This is a genomic window from Stella humosa, from assembly GCF_006738645.1.
Classification (GTDB): domain Bacteria; phylum Pseudomonadota; class Alphaproteobacteria; order ATCC43930; family Allostellaceae; genus Allostella; species Allostella humosa.
The window spans coordinates 2837316-2854971 of the sequence record NZ_AP019700.1; the positions used below are offsets into that span (position 1 = coordinate 2837316).

A 17656-nucleotide genomic window follows, 5' to 3' on the forward strand; every position below is an offset into this window, starting at 1 on the left:
ATGCCCTTACACCCGGACCAGATGTACGGAGATCGTCGGCCGTTTTCCACGCCCTTCGCGGACATAGCGCCGGAGTGCGGAGGCGACGGCCGCCTCGACCACGGAGTCGTCGCGGCGGTCGGCCTTGCTGAGGCGGTCGAACGCCGAGGAGGCCGTCCGGCCAAGTGCCGTGATCTCGCCCGCGTCGACCTCCGGGTCGAAGAGGCCGGGGGCCGCCACCTGGGCCGGCGCGATCGGCCGCCCCTCGCCGTTCAGCACCAGCGTGGCCACCACCGCCCCGTGATTGGCGATGCGGCTGCGCGTCTTGAGCGAGGGGCCTTCCAGCGGCAGCAGGGCGTCGCCCTCGACCGCCACCCGGCCCGACGGGACCTGGGCCACGATGGCGGGCTTGCCGGGCGCCAGGCGGATCAGCGAGCCGTTGGCCGTCACCAGCGCCTGCGGCACCTGGCAGGTCAGCGCCAGCTCGGCGTGCGCCACCATGTGGCGATGCTCGCCATGCACCGGGATGGCCAGTTGCGGGCGCACCCACTGGTACATGCGCACCAGCTCGTCGCGGCAGGGATGGCCCGAGACATGGACGAAATGGTCGCGCTCGGTCAGCACCTCGACGCCCAGGCGCAGAAGGTCGTCCTGCAGCTTGCCGATCGACTTCTCGTTGCCGGGGATGATGCGCGACGAGAAGATGCAGGAATCGCCGGCTTCCAGCGTAATCTTGGGATGCGTGCCGTTGGCGATCCGCGGCAGGGCCGCGCGCGGCTCGCCCTGGCTGCCGGTGCAGACCATCAGCAACTGGTCGCGCGGCACGTATGCCGCCTCGCGGTCGTCCAGGAACGGCACGTCGCGGTCGAGGTAGCCGGTCTCGCGCGCGGCCGCCACGATGCGCCACAGCGAGCGGCCGACCAGCGCAATCTGGCGGTCGGTCGCCTTCGCCACGTCGATCATCGTCTGCAGCCGGGCGACGTTGGAAGCGAAGCAGGCGATCGCCACCCGGCCCTTGCAGCGGGCGACCAGCGACAGCAGCGCGCTGCGCACCTCCCCCTCCGAACCCGACTCGCCGTCGCGCATGGCGTTGGTCGAATCGCCGATCATCACCAGCACGCCTTCGTCGCCCAGGGCCTTCAGGGCTGCCTCGTCGGCGACGGGGCCGACCAGCGGGTCAGGGTCGAGCTTCCAGTCGCCGGTATGGAGGATGGTGCCCTGGCCGGTGCGGATGACGACCGCATTGGGCTCGGGGATCGAATGGGTGAGCGTGATCAGTTCCAGGTCGAACGGGCCGACCTGGAAGCGGCCTTCCATCGGGATGATGGTGATGGGCATGTCGGCCAGGCCCGTCTCGGCCAGCTTGCGCCGGAGCAGGGCCGCGGTGAAGGGCGTGGCATAGACCGGGCACTTCAGGCGCGGCCAGAGATACTGGACGGCGCCGATATGGTCCTCGTGGCCATGGGTCAGCACGAGGCCGGCCAGCGCATCCCGGCGATCGGCGATGAAGCCGATGTCGGGCATGATGACGTCGACGCCCGGCGTCGAATCATCGCCGAACGTGACACCCAGGTCGACCATCAGCCACTTGCCCTTGTAGGCGTAGAGGTTGAGGTTCATCCCGATCTCGCCCGAGCCGCCGAGGGCGAGGAAATGGAGATCCTGGGGCGCGCCCGGCGGGAAGGCGCCCGAAGTCAGCGCGGCTGCCGGTGCCATCTGGGAACTGGCCATCAATGGGCCGGGCTGGCGGTAGCCGATGAACTGGCGGGCGCGGATGAATTGAGCGCGTGGACGGCGATCAGGCCGTGCAGGGTAAGGTCGCCGTCGACATGATCGAACACGTTGGTCGCCTCTGCGAATAGGGGTACGAGGCCGCCCGTACCGATGACTTTCAAGGGGGCATCCCACTCCGCGCGAATGCGGGCGACGATGCCTTCGATCAATCCCACATAGCCCCAATAGACGCCGGACTGCATGCAGGCGATGGTGTTGCGGCCGATGACCTTCTCCGGCCGCTTGATGTCCACGCGCGGCAAGCGGGCGGCCGCCATGTGCAACGCCTGGAGCGACAGGTTGATGCCGGGCGCGATCACCCCGCCATTGTAGTTGCCGTCCCCGTCGATCACGTCGAACGTGGTGGCGGTGCCGAAGTCGATGACGATGGCCGGCCCGCCATAGCGGCGATGCGCTGACAGGCCGTTCACCAGGCGATCGGCCCCCACCTCGCGCGGGCGGTCGACCTTGGCCTCCACCCCGAGATGGACGGCCGAGTCCCCCACCACGAGCGGCTCGCAGCGGAAGTAGCGCCGGCACATGCCAACGACATTGAAGAGCGATTCGGGCACCACCGTGGCGACGACGATCGCCGTCACCTGCTGCGGCTCGATCCACTCCAGGCCCATGAGCTGGGTCAACCAGGCGCCATATTCGTCGGCGGTGCGCTTGGTGTCGGTGACGCAGCGCCAGGTGGCACGGATCGCATCGCCCTCGGTGAGGGCGAAGACGCTGTTGGTATTGCCGATGTCGATCGCCAGCAGCATGGCAGCTATCCCGTCTGGAAGATCACGTCGCCCGCCAGCACCCGCCTCCGCGTGCCGGCCGGCAGGTCGAGCAGCAGGGCCCCGGACTCGTCGATCCCGGCAAAGCCGCCGGCGATCGTCTCCTGGCCGATGCGGACGCTGAGCGGCCGGCCCGGCCGGATGGCAGCGGCACTCCAGGCCGCGCGCACCGGTGCGAACCCCTGATCGAGCCACAGGCCGTACCAGCGCGCGACCGCAGCCCCCAGGGCCGATGCCACATCTTCCAGCACGACCGCCGCGTGGTGCGACAGGGCCGTCGCGGGATAGGGGGTGCCTTCCGGCGCATGGGCCACGTTGATGCCGATGCCGAGCGCCACCACCGGGCGCCCGTCCGGGCCCTGCTCGGTCTCGACCAGGATGCCGGACAACTTGGCCCCATCGATCAGCAGGTCGTTGGGCCACTTCAACTCCACCCCTGCGGACGCCGGGAGAAGCCCGCTGCATGCTTCAGCGGCCGCCACCGCCGCCACGAAGCTGAGTTCCGCCAGCCCCGCGGCCGGCCGGTCGGGCCGCAACAGGAACGACGAATAGAGATTGCCGGGGGGCGATGCCCAGGTCCGTCCCCGCCGCCCCCGGCCACCGGTCTGGCTGCGCGCCGTGACCATGGTGATCTCCGCCGCCCCTTCGCGGGCAAGGCGGAACGCCTCGTCGTTGGTGCTCCCGACGGCGTCGAGCGCCACGCGGTGGACCGCCCGAGGCAGTCCACCGGCAGGGCCATTCATCCCTTGACCAGGGCTGCGGCGGCGGTCGCGGCAGCCGACAGCAAGGGTGCGGGATAGATGAAGAACAGCAGCGTGAAGACGGCGGCCACGCCGATGATCGCGTGCACCTCGCCCGACACGTTCCGGTCGAAGCCCTCGGCCGGCTCGTCGAAATACATGATCTTGACGATGCGCAGGTAGTAGTAGGCACCCACGACGCTGGCCAGCACGCCAATGATCGCCAGGGCATAGAGCGCCGGGAACGTGCGCGCTGCGTCGATCGCCGCCATGAAGACGTAGAGCTTGCCGAAGAAGCCCGCCAGCGGCGGGATGCCGGCCATCGAGAACATGAAGATGGCGAGCGCCAGGGCCAGCAGCGGCCGCGTGCGCGACAGGCCGGCCAGGTCCTGGATGCCCTCGACCATCCGGTCCTTCTGGCGCATGCACAGGATGACGGCGAAGGTGCCAGCGGTCATGAAGAGGTAGATCGCCATGTAGATCAGCACGCCGCGCACGCCGGCCGCCGTGCCGGCGGCCAGCCCTACCAATGCGTAGCCGACATGGCCGATCGAGCTGTAGGCCATCAGGCGCTTGATGTTGGTCTGGTTGATCGCCGCGAAGGCACCCAGCACCATCGAGCCGACCGAGATGAAGATGATGATCTGGCGCCACTGGTCGACCAGGCCGCCCAGCGGCTCCAGCATGACGCGCAGCAGCAGCGCGACGGCCGCGATCTTGGGGGCCACGGCAAAGAAGGCGGTGACGGGCGTCGGCGCACCCTCATAGACGTCGGGCGTCCACATGTGGAACGGCACGGCCGACACCTTGAAGGCCAGGCCCGCGGCCAGAAACACGATGCCGAAGATGACGCCGATGGCGGGCTCGCCCGCGCGCAGCGTCGTCGCCAACGCCTCGAACGAGGTCGTGCCGGCAAAGCCGTACAGCAGCGACGAGCCGTAGAGCAGCATGCCGGACGACAGCGCGCCCAGGACGAAATACTTCAGGCCGGCCTCGGTCGAGCGCACCGTCTCGCGCCGGAAGGCGGCCAGGACGTAGAGCGCCAGGCTCTGCAGCTCCAGCCCCAGATAAAGCGAGATGAGGTCGGCCGCCGACACCATCATCAGCATGCCGAGCGTCGAGAGGACGATCAGGATCGGGTATTCGAACCGCGCCTGCCCGTCGCGCTCGTTCTGGTCGGCGCCGAGCAGGATCGCCGTGATCGAGCCCAGCAGGATCAGCATCTTGGCGAAGGACGAGAAAGCATCGGAGACGAAGGCGCCGAAGAAGGTCACGCGCTCCGCGCCGCCGCCGGCCGCGACCAGCACGCCCGCCAGCAGCAGCAGCAGGACGCTGAGCCAAGCCACCAGCCGGGCCGAGCGATCGCCGTTGAACACGCCCAGCATCAGCAGCGCCATGCTGCCGACGGCGAGCACGATCTCGGGCAGGGCCGGCAGCAGGTCCGGGAACTGAACGGGAGTCATTTGCCGGTCCTCAGTGCTGCGCCAGGAAGATCGCATGGCCGGCGGCCTCGGCGAGCTTCAGCCGATCGACGAGCTGGCCCACCGGCAGCGCCATCGGATCGAGGAAGGAACTGGGATAGATGCCCATCCACAGGACCAGGACGACCAGCGGCGCGAAGATCGCGATCTCGCGGCGGTCGAGGTCGAGCATGGTCTTGAGGTCGTCGCGGGTCAGCTTGCCGAAGACGACGCGGCGATAAAGGTAGAGCATGTAGGTGCAGCCCAGCACCACGCCGGTGGTCGCCAGCAGCGCCACCCAAGTGTTGGCGCGGAACGCGCCGACCAGCACCAGGAACTCGCCGACGAAGCCGCTGGTGCCCGGCAGGCCGACCGACGCCATCATGAACAGCATGAAGACGACCGCGTATTTCGGCATGCGGTGCACGAGGCCGCCATAGCGCGCGATCTCGCGGGTGTGCAGCCGGTCGTAGACGACGCCGACGCACAGGAAGAGCGCGCCCGAGACGATGCCGTGGCTCAGCATCTGGAAGATGGCGCCCTCCAGCCCCTGCTGGGTGAAGGTGAAGATGCCCAAGGTCACGTAGCCCATGTGGGCCACCGACGAGTAGGCGATCAGCTTCTTCATGTCCTCCTGCGCCAACGCCACGAGCGAGGTGTAGATGATGGCGACGACGCTCAGCGTATAGACGAACGGCGAGAAGTAGACCGACGCCTCCGGGAACATCGGCAGCGAGAAGCGCAGGAAGCCGTACGCGCCCATCTTCAGCAGCACGCCGGCCAGGATGACCGAGCCCGCCGTCGGCGCCTCGACATGCGCGTCGGGCAGCCAGGTGTGGACCGGCCACATCGGCACCTTCACCGCGAAGGAGGCGAAGAAGGCCAGCCACAGCCAGATCTGCATGTCGCGGGCGAACGAGAACGCCATCGCGGTCGGGATGTCCGTCGAGCCGATCTGGGCGTAGACCGCCAGGATGGCCAGCAGCATCAGGACCGAACCCAGCAGCGTGTAGAGGAAGAACTTGAACGCCGCATAGACCCGGCGCGTCCCGCCCCATACCCCAATGATGAGGAACATCGGGATCAGGACCGCTTCGAAGAAGATGTAGAACATCACGAAGTCGAGCGACGAGAACATGCCGACCATCATGGTCTCGAGGACCAGGAAGCAGATCATGTACTCCTTCACCCGCTTCTGCACCGACTCCCAGGAGGCCAGCACGCAGATTGGCGTCAGGAACGTCGACAAGAGGACGAAGAACAGCGAGATGCCGTCGATGCCCAGGTGATAGGTGATGTTGAAGTCGGCGATCCAGGTCGCCTTCTCCTCGAACTGGAAGCCGGGCTGGCCGGGTTCGAAATCGACCCACAGCAGCAGCGACAGCAGGAAGGTGATCGTGCTCGTCCACAGGGCGACGTTGCGCGCGTTGCGGGCGACCGTGTCGACATCGCCGCGCACCACGAAGATGAGCGCTGCCCCCACCAGGGGCAGGAAGGTGACGAGCGACAGGATGGGCAGGTCGGACATCCGATCGATTCCCGTCAAATGCGGACGTAGAGGTACCAGCTGACCAGCACGACGACGCCGATCAGCATGGCAAAGGCATAGTGGTAGACGTAGCCCGTCTGCAGCCGGCTGGCGCGGATCGACATGGCCTGCGTCGCCGCCGCCACCCCGTCCGGGCCGACGCCGTCGATCAGCGCCCCGTCGCCGGTCTTCCAGAGGCCGCGGCCGAGATAGAAGGACGGCCGCACGAAGATCCGGTCGTAGAGCTCGTCGAAGTACCACTTGTTGAAGAAGAAGCGGTGCACCGGCCGCAGCGCCTCTGCCGCCAGGCGCGGCAGGTCGGGCCGCGCAATGTAGGCGATCCAGGCGAGCGCGATGCCGGCCACGGCCACGAAGATCGGCAGCAGCTTCACCCAGCCCGGCACATGGTGGGCGGCTTCCAGCGGGTCGTGGTGGCTGGCGACGAAAATGGACGCCCCCCAGAATGCCTTCTGGTCGTGGCCGACGAAGGCCTCGTAGGCGAGCCAGCCCGAGAAGAGCGCGCCCAGCGCCAGCACCACCAGTGGCACGATCATCACCGGCGGCGATTCATGGACGTGGGCCATCACCTTCTCGTTCGCCCGCGGCTTGCCGTGGAAGGTGAGGAACAGCAGGCGCCACGAATAGAAGGCGGTCAGCAGGGCGGCCAGGATGCCGAGCCAGAAGGCGTACTGGCCGACGCCGCTATGGGCGCCGAAAGCGGCCTCCAGGATGATGTCCTTGGAATAGAAGCCGGCGAAGAACGGCAGGCCGGCCAGCGCCAGGCTGCCGATCCACATCAGCGTGTAGGTGGTCGGAATCAGGCGCCAGATGCCGCCCATGCGCCGCATGTCCTGCTCGTCGGACATGGCGTGGATGACCGAGCCCGCACCCAGGAACAGCAGCGCCTTGAAGAAGGCATGCGTCATCAGGTGGAAGATCGCCGCCTGGTAGGCCGAGACGCCGATCGCGAAGAACATGTAGCCGAGCTGGCTGCAGGTCGAATAGGCGATGACGCGCTTGATGTCGAACTGCGTCAGGCCGACCGTGGCCGCGAAGATGGCCGTGGTCGCGCCCACCAGGGTGACGATGGCAAGCGCTGTCGGCGCGTACTCGAACACGGGCGACAGGCGGCACAGCATGAAGACGCCGGCCGTGACCATGGTTGCCGCATGGATCAGCGCCGACACCGGGGTCGGCCCCTCCATCGCGTCCGGCAGCCAGGTGTGCAGGCCGAGCTGGGCCGACTTGCCCATGGCGCCGATGAACAGGAGGATGCAGGCGGTCGTCAGGGCGTCAACCTGCATGCCCAGGAACTCGAAGTTCCGGCCGGCCATCTGCGGGGCGGCCTGGAACACGGCGTCGAACTGCACCGTCCCGAACAGGTAGAAGATCGCCATGATGCCGAGCGCGAAGCCGAAATCGCCGACGCGGTTGACGATGAAGGCCTTCATCGCCGCGGCATTGGCCGACTGCCGGTCGAACCAGAAGCCGATCAGCAGGTAGGAGGCGACGCCCACGCCCTCCCAGCCGAAGAACATCTGCACGAAGTTGTCGGCCGTCACCAGCATCAGCATGAAGAAGGTGAAGATGCTGAGATAGGCCATGAAGCGCGGGATCGAATGGTCGTGCGACATGTAGCCCACGGAATAGACATGGACCATCGCCGACACCGTGGTGACGACGAACACCATGACCGCGGTCAGCGTGTCGAAGCGCAGCGCCCAGGCGACCTCGAAGGTGCCGGACGAGATCCAGGTGAACAGCTCGACGGTGCGCGTCTCGCCCCGGAAGCCCACCAGGTAGAGGATGTACCAGCCGAGCAGCATGCTGATCAGCAGGCCGGCGCAGGTGACGATCTGGGCGCCCCGGTCGCCGATCCAGCGGCCGAAGAATCCGGCCACGATGGCGCCAAGCAGCGGCAGGAAGATGGCGGCGGCAAACATCGGCCCGGCCTCAGCCCTTCATCAGGTTGACGTCCTCAACCGCGATCGAGCCGCGGTTGCGGAAGTAGACGACGAGGATCGCCAGGCCGATCGCGGCCTCCGCGGCGGCCACCGTCAGCACGAAGAGCGTGAACACCTGGCCCACCAGGTCGCCCTGGAACGAGGAGAAGGCGACCAGGTTGATGTTCACGGCGAGCAGCATCAGCTCGATCGACATCAGGATGACGATGACGTTCTTGCGATTGAGGAAGACGCCGAAGATCCCGAGCGTGAACAGGATCGCGCCCACCGTCAGGTAGTGGCCGAGGCCGATGGTCTCCATGTCAGCCCCCCGTCCCGCTCTGGACCTTGCGGATCTCCAGCGTGTCGCGGCGGGTGCGCGCGTTCTGCTGGGCGATCGACTGGCGGCGCACGCCCTCGCGGCTGCGCAGCGTCAGCACGATGGCGCCGATCATGGCGACCAGCAGGATCATGCCGGACGCCTGGAAGAAGTAGACGTACTTGGTGAAGAGCAGGCGGCCGAGCGCCTCGGTGTTGGACATCTGGGCCGCCGCCGGCGTCGGCGAGGCGGGCGTCACGCCGGGCGCCACCACCCAGGTGCCGACGACGAGCACCAGCTCCACCAGCAGGATCAGGCCGACCAGGCCGCCGATCGGCAGGTACTGGAGGAAGCCCTGCCGCAGCTCGGCGAAATTGATGTCGAGCATCATCACGACGAACAGGAACAGCACGGCGACGGCGCCGACATAGACCACGACCAGCATCATCGCCAGGAACTCCGCCCCCAGGAGGACGAAGAGCCCGGCCGCGTTGACGAAGGCCAGGATCAGGAACAGCACCGAATGGACCGGGTTGCGCGCGGCGATCACCATGAAGGCGGACGCCACGGTCAGGCCGGCGAACAGATAAAAGGCGAGCGTCTGGACGATCACGCCGTCCCCCCAAGGCTCTGCATGGCGATCAGCGGCCCGATGTCAGCGGTATGGCGCGTCGGCGGCGATGTTGGCGGCGATCTCCGCTTCCCACCGGTCCCCGTTCGCGAGCAGCTTTTCCTTGTTGTAGAAAAGCTCCTCGCGGCTTTCGGTCGCGAACTCGAAGTTCGGTCCCTCGACGATGGCATCCACCGGGCAGGCTTCCTGGCAGAAGCCGCAATAGATGCACTTCGTCATGTCGATGTCGTAGCGCGTGGTGCGGCGGCTGTCGTCCTCGCGCGGCTCGGCCTCGATGGTGATGGCCTGGGCCGGGCAGATCGCCTCGCACAGCTTGCAGGCGATGCAGCGTTCCTCGCCACTGGCATAGCGGCGCAGCGCGTGCTCGCCCCGGAAGCGCGGCGACAGCGGCCCCTTCTCGAACGGATAGTTCAAGGTGACCGGCTTCTTGAACATGTAGCGCAGCGTCAGGCTCATGCCGGAGACGAGCTCCGACAGGAAGAAGGCCCGCGCTCCGCGATCCAGCAGGGACATTTCAGCCTCTCGTTCCGCGAACCCGCCCGGAGGCGGCGCGTACCATATGCGCAAACCCGACCGATGCAACCCCGAGCAGGGCGGCCACGGGATTTCTTGCGACGCTCATTTCGGCAGCCAGTCGAACGCCACCAGGACGCCGGCCGTCGCCACCACCCAGAACAGCGACAGCGGCAGGAACACCTTCCAGCCCAGGCGCATGAGCTGGTCGTAGCGGTAGCGCGGCAGCGTCGCGCGCACCCACAGGAAGACGAAAAGGCACGCCGCGATCTTCAGCGCGAACCAGATCGGCCCGGGCAGCCAATTGAAAGGCGCGATGTCGGCCGGCGGCAGCCAGCCGCCCAGGAAGAGGATCGAGGTCATGGCGCTCATCAGGATCATCTGGGCGTACTCGCCCAGATAGAAGAGCGCGAAGGACATCGAGGAATACTCGACGAAATAACCCGCCACCAGCTCCGACTCGCCTTCCGGCAGGTCGAAGGGCGAGCGGTTCGTCTCGGCCAGGGCCGAGATGAAGAAGACGACGAACATCGGAAACAGCGGCACGGCGAACCAGACCGTCTTCTGGGCCATGACGATATCAGTCAGGTTCAGCGAGCCGACGCAGAGCAGCACCGTGATGATGACGAAGCCGATCGACACTTCGTACGACACCATCTGCGCGGCCGAGCGCAGGGCGCCCAGGAAGGCGTAGCGCGAGTTGCTGGCCCAGCCCGCCATGATGACGCCGTAGACGCCCAGCGACGAGATGGCGAAGAGGTAGAGCACGCCGACATTGATGTTGGAGATGACCGCGCCTTCGCCGAAGGGGATCACCGCCCAGGCCATCAGCGCCAGCGCGAAGGTCAGGATGGGGGCCGCCAGGAACACCACCGGATTGGCCCCGGCCGGGATGATCGTCTCCTTCGTCAGCAGCTTCAGCCCGTCGGCGAACGGCTGCAACAGGCCGAAGGGCCCGACCACGTTCGGCCCCTTGCGGAGTTGCGCCATGGCCAGGACCTTGCGCTCGGCGAAGGTCAGGTAGGCCACCGCCACCAGCACGACGACGATGGTGGCCACGATCTGAGCCAGGATGATGATGGTGGGCCAGGCGTAGCCGTCCCAGAAACCGTCGGTCATGGCCGGGTCACCCGTGCGTGCCGGTGCGGGCGTCGGTGCCCCGCACATAGAGTTGGCTGCACTCGGCCATCGTCGTCGAGGCCCGGCAGATCGGATCGGTCATGTAGAAGTCTGCCACCGGCGGCACGAATGGCGCGCCCGAGACCGTGCCCGCCACGCCGAACAGCGCCCAGGGGGCGGCCGTCACGGCATCGCGCGTGGCCAGGACCGGGCATGCGGCCGCGATCTTGCGGCGCAGTTCGTCCAGCGTGTCGAACGGCAGCGGCCGGCCAAGGGCGCCCGAGAAGGCGCGCAGGATCTTCCAGTCCTCGCGGGCCTCGCCCGGCGGGAAGACGGCGCGCCGACCTTCCTGCACCCGGCCTTCCATGTTGACGTAGAGGGCGTCCTTCTCGGTGTAGGCCGCCCCCGGCAGGATGACGTCGGCCCGATGCGCACCGGCGTCGCCATGGTGCCCCTGATAGACCACGAAGGCCCGACCCAGCCGGGCCATGTCGAACTCGTCGGCGCCCAGCAGCCAGACGAGGTCGATCTCGCCTGCCGCCGCACCCGCCAGGATGCCGGCCATGTCGCGCCCGCCCGAAGCCGGGACGAAGCCGACATCGAGGCCACCCACGCGGGCAGCGGCTGTATGCAGCAGGTTGAAGCCATTCCAGCCGTCGCGCACGAGGCCGCAGCTATCGGCGACGCGCCGGGCGGCAGCCAGCACCGCCGCGCCGTCGGGCCGGGCGATGGCGCCCTGCCCCAGGATCAGCATCGGCGCCTTGGCGTCGCGCAGGCGCTGGGCGATCGGGTGCGAGCCGTCGGCGATGGCAGCCAGCAGCGACGGGTCGTTGCCCAGTTCCTCGACCGCATAGGTCAGTTCCGACCGCGGACCGATGCGGGCGACCGAGAAGCCGCCGCGCCGCCAGCGCTTGCGCAGGCGGGCATTGACCAGCGGCGCCTCCCAGCGCGGATCGGTGCCGATCAACAGGCAGAAGTCGGCGTCCTCGATGCCGGCGATGGTGGTGTTGAAGAGGTAGCCGGACCGGGCCGACGGGTCGATCGCCGCTCCATCCTGCCGGCAATCGCGGTGGGGCGAGCCCACGCCGTCCATCATCGTGCGCAGGGCGAACATCGATTCGACGCAGGCGAGATCGCCCGCGATCGCCGCCATGCGGCCGCCGGCGAGGCCCTTCATGCGCTGGGCGATGACCTGGAAGGCCTCGTCCCACGTCGCCGGCGCCAGCTTGCCGTCGCGCCGGACATAGGGATGGTCGAGGCGCTGGCGCAGCAGCCCGTCATAGGCAAAGCGCGTCTTGTCCGAAATCCACTCCTCGTTCACCGCCTCGTTCAGGCGCGGCAGGATGCGCATGACCTGCGGCCCACGGGCGTCGATGCGGATGTTCGAGCCGACGGCGTCCAGGACGTCGACCGATTCGGTCTTGCGCAGTTCCCACGAGCGCGCCGTGAAGGCATAGGGCTTGGAGGTCAGCGCACCGACCGGGCAGAGGTCGATGATGTTCCCCGACAGCTCGGACGTCAGCGCATGCTCGATATAGGTGCCGACCTCCATGTTCTCGCCGCGGCCGGTGGCACCCAGTTCCTCGACGCCCGCAATCTCGGTCGCGAAGCGGATGCAGCGGGTGCAATGGATGCAACGGGTCATGGTCGTCTTGACCAGCGGACCCAGCTCCTTGTCCTTCACCGCACGCTTGTTCTCGCGGTAGCGGCCACGGTCGAAGCCGTAGGCCATGGCCTGGTCCTGCAGGTCGCACTCGCCGCCCTGGTCGCAAATCGGACAGTCCAGCGGATGGTTGATCAGCAGGAATTCCATCACCCCCTGGCGCGCCTTGCGGGCACGCGGCGAGTTGGTGTGGATCACCATGTTGTCGGCCGCCGGCATCGCGCAGGACGCGATGGGCTTCGGCGCCTTTTCCTGCTCGACCAGGCACATCCGGCAATTGCCGGCAATCTCCAGCCGCTCGTGGAAGCAGAAGCGCGGCACCTCGATGCCGAGCATTTCGCATGCCTGGAGGACCGTGGTTCCGGGCGGAACCTCGACCTCGATGCCGTCGATCTTGAGTTTCGGCATGTTCCCCGCCCCTGCCCGCTCTAGGCCGCCCGCGCCGGGGCGGACCGCCCCTGGAGCGTTGCCCGGTAGGCCATGATCCGCTGCTCCATCACCGGCCGGAAATGACGAATGAGCCCCTGGACGGGCCAGGCCGCGGCATCGCCCAAGGCACAGATCGTATGGCCCTCGATCTCCTGCGAGACGTCGAGCAGCATGTCGATCTCTTCCAGCTCGGCCTGGCCCTTCACCATCCGCTCCATCACCCGCCACATCCAGCCCGTGCCTTCACGGCAGGGCGTGCACTGGCCGCAGCTCTCATGCTTGTAGAAGCGCGACAGGCGGGCGATGGCCTTGATGATGTCCGTCGACTTGTCCATGACGATGACGGCCGCCGTGCCCAGGCCCGAGCGGACCTCGCGCAGCGAGTCGAAATCCATCAGCACTTCGTCGCAGATCGACTTGGGCAGGACCGGCACCGACGAGCCGCCGGGGATGACCGCCAGCAGATTGTCCCAGCCGCCACGCACGCCGCCGCAATGCTTCTCGATCAACTCGCGCAGCGGGATGCCCATGGACTCTTCGACATTGCAGGGCCGCTCGACATGGCCCGACACGCAGAAGACCTTGGTGCCCGTGTTGTTCGGCCGGCCGATGCCGGCGAACCACGCCCCGCCGCGGCGCAGGATGGTGGGGGCGACCGCGATCGTCTCGACGTTGTTGACGGTGGTCGGGCAGCCATAGAGGCCGCAGGCCGCCGGGAACGGCGGCTTCAGCCGTGGCTGGCCCTTGTTCCCCTCCAGGCTTTCCAGCAGCGCCGTTTCCTCGCCGCAGATGTAGGCGCCGGCGCCGCGATGGACGTAGAGCTCGAAGTCATAGCCCGAGCCGCAGGCGTTCTTGCCGACCAGGCCCGCCGCATAAGCCTCGTCGACGGCCGCCTGAAGGCGCTGGGCCTCGTTGTAGAACTCGCCGCGCACATAGATGTAGCCGGCCGATGCCCCCATGGCGACGCCGGCCAGAAGGCAGCCCTCGATCAGCTTGTGCGGATCGTGGCGCAGGATGTCGCGGTCCTTGCAGGTGCCGGGCTCGCTCTCGTCGGCATTGACGACGAGGTAGCTGGGCCGGCCGTCCGGCGACGACTTGGGCATGAACGACCATTTCAGCCCGGTCGGGAAGCCGGCGCCGCCGCGGCCGCGCAGGCCGGACGCCTTCATCTGGTCGATGATCCAGTCGCGGCCCTTGAGGACCAGTTCGCGCGTGCCGTCCCAATCGCCGCGCTGGCGCGCGCCCTCCAGGCGCCAATCGTGGCGGCCATAGAGGTTGGTGAAGATGCGGTCCTTGTCGTCGAGCATCACTCGGCCCCTTTGGCGGCCGCCGGGGCGGCATCAAACGACAGGCTGTTCAGGGTGGTGGGTCCGCCGGCCGGTGCCGACATCTGCCGGCCCGTGGCCGAGCCCATCGGCGGCACCTCGCCACGGCGCAGCGATTCGAGCAGGCGCTCCGTCGCCGGGCCGTCGAGATCCTCGTAGAAATCGTCGTTCACCTGGAGGATCGGCGCGTTCACGCAGGCCCCCAGGCATTCCACCTCGATCAGCGAGAAGAGGCCATCGGCCGACGTCTCGCCGCCGCCGATGCCCAGCACCTTGCGACAGGCTCCCATGATCTCGTCGGAGCCGCGCAGCCAGCAGGGCGTCGTCGTGCAGGCCTGGAGGAAATATCGGCCGACCGGCTTCAGGTTGAACATCGTGTAGAAGGTCGCGACCTCGTACACGCGGATCGGCGCCATCTTCAGCTTGACGGCGACATGGTCCATCGCCGCCCGGGGCAGCCAGCCATGCTGGCGCTGGGCCAGGTCGAGCAGCGGCAGGACGGCGCTCTGCTGCCGGCCGGCCGGATAACGAGCGATGATCGCGTCGGCCTTCGCGTCGTACTCGGCGTTGAAGGCGAAGGTGGCGGGCTGGGAGGTATCGGCGCTCATCGATCGATCTCACCGAAGACGATGTCCATGGACCCGATGATCGACACCACGTCGGCCAGCATGTGCCCCTTGGACATGAATTCCAGTGCCTGGAGGAAGGCGAAGCCCGGCGCACGGATCTTGCAGCGGTAGGGCTTGTTCGAACCGTCGGCGACGAGGAAGACGCCGAACTCGCCCTTGGGCGCCTCGACGGCCGTATAAGTCTCGCCCGCGGGGACGTGGTAGCCCTCGGTGTAGAGCTTGAAGTGATGGATGAGCGCTTCCATCGACCGCTTCATCTGGGCCCGCGGCGGCGGCGCGATCTTGCGATCGTTCACCTTGACCGGGCCGGACGGCATCTTCTCGATAGCCTGGCGCATGATGCGCACGCTCTGGCGCATCTCCTCCACCCGCACCAGGTAGCGGTCGTAGCAGTCGCCGTGGCGGCCGACCGGGATGTCGAAATCCATATCGGCATAGGCGTCGTAGGGCTGCGCCTTGCGCAGGTCCCAGCCGAAGCCGGATCCGCGCAGCATCGGCCCCGAGAAGCCCCAGTCGCACGCCTGCTCGCCCGTGACGACGCCGATGTCGACCGTGCGCTGCTTGAAGATGCGGTTCTCGGTCAGCAGGTTGTCGAGATCGTCGATGACCTTCTCGATGCGGTCGCAATAGGCGTGGATGTCCTCGGCCAGGCCGGCCGGCATGTCGATGGCGACGCCGCCCGGGCGGAAATAGGCCGCATGGAGCCGGGCGCCGCATACGCGCTCGTAGAACTCCATCATCATCTCGCGCTCCTCGAAGCCCCACAGGAACGGGGTCAGCGCGCCGACGTCGAGCGCCATCGAGGTGACGTTGAGCAGGTGGTTCAGGATGCGGCTGATCTCGGCATAGAGCACGCGGATGTACTGCGCGCGTGGCGGCGCCTGGATGCCCAGCAGCTTCTCCACCGCCAGCGCATAGGCATGCTCCTGCGACATCGGCGCGACATAGTCGAGCCGGTCGAAATAGGGCACCGCCTGGAGATAGGTCTTGTACTCGATCAGCTTCTCGGTGCCGCGATGGAGCAGGCCGATATGCGGGTCGGCACGCTCGACCACCTCGCCATCCATCTCCAGCACCAGGCGAAGCACCCCATGGGCCGCAGGATGCTGCGGCCCGAAGTTCATCGCGAAGGATTTGAGCTCGACGTCAGCCATCTAGACGCTCCCGCCCATCTAAACGCTCCCGACTGGGCGGTCGGGATTGGCATCCCTCGTCGCCTTCTCGTCGCCCGGCAGCAACGGCGTCATGCGCTCCCAGGGGCTTTCGAAATCGAAGCTGCGGAATTCCTGGACCAGCTTCACGGGCTCGTACACCACGCGCTTCTGCTGCTCGTCGTAGCGCACCTCGACATAGCCCGTCATCGGGAAATCCTTGCGCAGCGGATGCCCCTCGAAGCCATAGTCGGTCAGGATGCGGCGCAGGTCGGGATGGTCCGAGAAGAAGATCCCGTACAGGTCCCACGCCTCGCGCTCCCACCAGCCGGCGGCGCTGAAGACGGGCACGACCGACGGCACCGGCGTCGCCTCGTCGGTCGCGGTCTTCACCCGGATGCGAAAGTTGTGATCGAGGCTGAGGAGGTTGTAGACGACCTCGAACCGCTGCGCGCGCTCGGGATAGTCGACACCGCAGACATCGACCAGGACCTTGAACAGGCACTGCGAATCGTCGCGCAGGAAGGTCAGCACGCGGGTGACCGACGCGCTCGGGACATGCACGATCAGCTCGCCCAGCGCCTGCTCGACGCGCAGCACATGGTCGGGAAGGGCGGCCTCGACGAGCGCGCCGAGATCGGCCAGGACAGGGTTCATCGGCCGGCTGCCTTCAACGCGCGAAGTTGCTGGTGCGACGGATCTTCTTCTGCAACTGCAGGATCCCGTACAGCAGCGCCTCGGCGGTCGGCGGGCAGCCCGGCACATAGATGTCGACCGGCACGATGCGGTCGCAGCCGCGCACCACCGAATAGGAATAGTGATAGTAGCCGCCGCCGTTGGCGCACGACCCCATGGAGATGACCCAGCGCGGCTCCGACATCTGGTCGTAGACCTTGCGGAGCGCGGGCGCCATCTTGTTGGTCAGCGTGCCGGCGACGATCATCACGTCGGACTGGCGCGGGCTGGGGCGGAAGAAGATGCCGAAGCGGTCGAGGTCGTAGCGGGCAGCCGCCGTGTGCATCATCTCGACCGCGCAGCAGGCGAGCCCGAACGTCATCGGCCACATCGAGCCGGTGCGCGCCCAGTTCAGCACCTTGTCGAGCTGGGCCACGACGAAGCCCTTCTCCTCGATCTCGGCGGTGACGTGGCGCAGGACCGCGTCCTGCGCCACGCCGGGGGCCAGAACGGCGCCCGAAGTGCCCGTCAGTCCCATTCCAGCGCGCCCTTCTTCCACTCGTAGATGAAGCCGATCGTCAGCACGCCCAGGAACACGATCATCGACCAGAAGCCGAACAGGCCGATCCCGCCCAGGGCTACCGCCCAGGGGAACAGGAACGCCACCTCGAGGTCGAAGATGATGAACAGGATGGCGACCAGGTAGAATCGCACGTCGAACCGGCCGCGGGCGTCGCCGAACGGCTCGAAGCCGCACTCGTAGGCCGACACCTTCTCGGAGTCCGGCTTCTGCCGGCCGGCGATGTAGGACGCGGCCACCATGGCGATGGCGATCGCGAACGCGACGCCGATGAACAGCAAAATAGGCAGGTATTCGCGGAGCATGCCCGGCATGTCCCCTAGCGGTTCGAACAGAAGGTTGCGCCGTGGGGGAAACGCTCTGTGACCCAGACCCCTCGCCCCGGCGCGCAGGAACATAGTCCCATTTGTTGCA

The 17656-nt window shown here is 67.4% G+C and carries 17 protein-coding genes; all 17 read right to left on the bottom strand.

Features of this window, described 5'->3' with window-relative positions:
• Positions 1–6 precede the first annotated feature (6 nt).
• The 17 genes from STVA_RS13295 to STVA_RS13375 all read right to left on the bottom strand — a co-directional run bounded on the left by STVA_RS13295 (position 7) and on the right by STVA_RS13375 (position 17556).
• The gene (locus STVA_RS13295; RefSeq protein WP_245978196.1) at positions 7–1710 is read right to left on the bottom strand and encodes a ribonuclease J; all 1704 of its coding nucleotides are present in this window, start codon (positions 1708–1710) and stop codon (positions 7–9) included.
• Positions 1710–2519: a type III pantothenate kinase gene (locus STVA_RS13300; protein WP_123688412.1), complete on the bottom strand. Its 810-nt coding sequence runs from the start codon at positions 2517–2519 to the stop codon at positions 1710–1712. Before STVA_RS13300 ends, STVA_RS13295 begins: the two co-directional genes overlap by 1 nt.
• Positions 2520–2524: 5 nt before the next feature.
• Positions 2525–3238: a biotin--[acetyl-CoA-carboxylase] ligase gene (locus STVA_RS13305; RefSeq protein WP_245978198.1), complete on the bottom strand. Its 714-nt coding sequence runs from the start codon at positions 3236–3238 to the stop codon at positions 2525–2527.
• A 38-nt stretch (positions 3239–3276) separates the two neighbouring features.
• Positions 3277–4740 (bottom strand): NADH-quinone oxidoreductase subunit NuoN, encoded by a 1464-nt coding sequence (gene nuoN, locus STVA_RS13310; protein WP_123688414.1) that lies wholly within the window; start codon positions 4738–4740, stop codon positions 3277–3279.
• 10 nt (positions 4741–4750) lie between these two features.
• Positions 4751–6265, bottom strand: a complete 1515-nt coding sequence (locus STVA_RS13315; RefSeq protein ID WP_123688415.1) for an NADH-quinone oxidoreductase subunit M — start codon at positions 6263–6265, stop codon at positions 4751–4753.
• Between the two features lie 14 nt (positions 6266–6279).
• On the bottom strand, positions 6280–8208 hold the full coding sequence (nuoL, locus tag STVA_RS13320; protein ID WP_123688416.1) for an NADH-quinone oxidoreductase subunit L: 1929 nt from the start codon (positions 8206–8208) through the stop codon (positions 6280–6282).
• 10 nt (positions 8209–8218) lie between these two features.
• Positions 8219–8530, bottom strand: coding sequence for an NADH-quinone oxidoreductase subunit NuoK (gene nuoK / locus STVA_RS13325; protein WP_123688417.1), 312 nt, complete (start codon positions 8528–8530; stop codon positions 8219–8221).
• A 1-nt stretch (position 8531) separates the two neighbouring features.
• Positions 8532–9140 (bottom strand): NADH-quinone oxidoreductase subunit J, encoded by a 609-nt coding sequence (locus STVA_RS13330; RefSeq protein ID WP_123688418.1) that lies wholly within the window; start codon positions 9138–9140, stop codon positions 8532–8534.
• Between the two features lie 42 nt (positions 9141–9182).
• Positions 9183–9671, bottom strand: a complete 489-nt coding sequence (nuoI, locus tag STVA_RS13335) for an NADH-quinone oxidoreductase subunit NuoI (RefSeq protein ID WP_123688419.1) — start codon at positions 9669–9671, stop codon at positions 9183–9185.
• 105 nt (positions 9672–9776) lie between these two features.
• Complete coding sequence (gene nuoH / locus STVA_RS13340; RefSeq protein ID WP_123688820.1) at positions 9777–10790, bottom strand: NADH-quinone oxidoreductase subunit NuoH; 1014 nt, start codon at positions 10788–10790, stop codon at positions 9777–9779.
• A gap of 7 nt (positions 10791–10797) precedes the next feature.
• Positions 10798–12861 (bottom strand): NADH-quinone oxidoreductase subunit NuoG, encoded by a 2064-nt coding sequence (nuoG, locus tag STVA_RS13345; RefSeq protein WP_123688420.1) that lies wholly within the window; start codon positions 12859–12861, stop codon positions 10798–10800.
• Between the two features lie 20 nt (positions 12862–12881).
• Positions 12882–14189 (bottom strand): NADH-quinone oxidoreductase subunit NuoF, encoded by a 1308-nt coding sequence (gene nuoF / locus STVA_RS13350; protein ID WP_123688421.1) that lies wholly within the window; start codon positions 14187–14189, stop codon positions 12882–12884.
• Positions 14189–14815 (bottom strand): NADH-quinone oxidoreductase subunit NuoE, encoded by a 627-nt coding sequence (gene nuoE, locus STVA_RS13355; RefSeq protein ID WP_123688422.1) that lies wholly within the window; start codon positions 14813–14815, stop codon positions 14189–14191. The genes nuoF and nuoE overlap by 1 nt, the downstream gene beginning before the upstream one ends.
• Complete coding sequence (locus STVA_RS13360; protein ID WP_123688423.1) at positions 14812–15990, bottom strand: NADH-quinone oxidoreductase subunit D; 1179 nt, start codon at positions 15988–15990, stop codon at positions 14812–14814. Before STVA_RS13360 ends, nuoE begins: the two co-directional genes overlap by 4 nt.
• Positions 15991–16008: 18 nt before the next feature.
• Positions 16009–16644 (bottom strand): NADH-quinone oxidoreductase subunit C, encoded by a 636-nt coding sequence (locus STVA_RS13365; protein WP_123688424.1) that lies wholly within the window; start codon positions 16642–16644, stop codon positions 16009–16011.
• Positions 16645–16657: 13 nt separating this feature from the next.
• Positions 16658–17200: a NuoB/complex I 20 kDa subunit family protein gene (locus tag STVA_RS13370; RefSeq protein WP_123688425.1), complete on the bottom strand. Its 543-nt coding sequence runs from the start codon at positions 17198–17200 to the stop codon at positions 16658–16660.
• Positions 17191–17556, bottom strand: coding sequence for an NADH-quinone oxidoreductase subunit A (locus tag STVA_RS13375; protein ID WP_123688426.1), 366 nt, complete (start codon positions 17554–17556; stop codon positions 17191–17193). The genes STVA_RS13370 and STVA_RS13375 overlap by 10 nt, the downstream gene beginning before the upstream one ends.
• Positions 17557–17656 lie beyond the last annotated feature (100 nt).

Coding starts and splice junctions, on each gene's coding strand:
- STVA_RS13370 (WP_123688425.1), bottom strand. CDS start 17,200: ATGGGACTGACGGGCACTTCGGGCGCCGTTCTGGCCCCCGGCGTGGCG.
- STVA_RS13300 (WP_123688412.1), bottom strand. CDS start 2,519: ATGCTGCTGGCGATCGACATCGGCAATACCAACAGCGTCTTCGCCCTC.
- nuoF (WP_123688421.1), bottom strand. CDS start 14,189: ATGCTCGACGACAAGGACCGCATCTTCACCAACCTCTATGGCCGCCAC.
- STVA_RS13295 (WP_245978196.1), bottom strand. CDS start 1,710: ATGGCCAGTTCCCAGATGGCACCGGCAGCCGCGCTGACTTCGGGCGCC.
- STVA_RS13360 (WP_123688423.1), bottom strand. CDS start 15,990: ATGGCTGACGTCGAGCTCAAATCCTTCGCGATGAACTTCGGGCCGCAG.
- nuoE (WP_123688422.1), bottom strand. CDS start 14,815: ATGAGCGCCGATACCTCCCAGCCCGCCACCTTCGCCTTCAACGCCGAG.
- nuoH (WP_123688820.1), bottom strand. CDS start 10,790: ATGACCGACGGTTTCTGGGACGGCTACGCCTGGCCCACCATCATCATC.
- STVA_RS13315 (WP_123688415.1), bottom strand. CDS start 6,265: ATGTCCGACCTGCCCATCCTGTCGCTCGTCACCTTCCTGCCCCTGGTG.
- nuoK (WP_123688417.1), bottom strand. CDS start 8,530: ATGGAGACCATCGGCCTCGGCCACTACCTGACGGTGGGCGCGATCCTG.
- nuoI (WP_123688419.1), bottom strand. CDS start 9,671: ATGTCCCTGCTGGATCGCGGAGCGCGGGCCTTCTTCCTGTCGGAGCTC.
- STVA_RS13375 (WP_123688426.1), bottom strand. CDS start 17,556: ATGCCGGGCATGCTCCGCGAATACCTGCCTATTTTGCTGTTCATCGGC.
- STVA_RS13365 (WP_123688424.1), bottom strand. CDS start 16,644: ATGAACCCTGTCCTGGCCGATCTCGGCGCGCTCGTCGAGGCCGCCCTT.
- nuoN (WP_123688414.1), bottom strand. CDS start 4,740: ATGACTCCCGTTCAGTTCCCGGACCTGCTGCCGGCCCTGCCCGAGATC.
- nuoL (WP_123688416.1), bottom strand. CDS start 8,208: ATGTTTGCCGCCGCCATCTTCCTGCCGCTGCTTGGCGCCATCGTGGCC.
- nuoG (WP_123688420.1), bottom strand. CDS start 12,861: ATGCCGAAACTCAAGATCGACGGCATCGAGGTCGAGGTTCCGCCCGGA.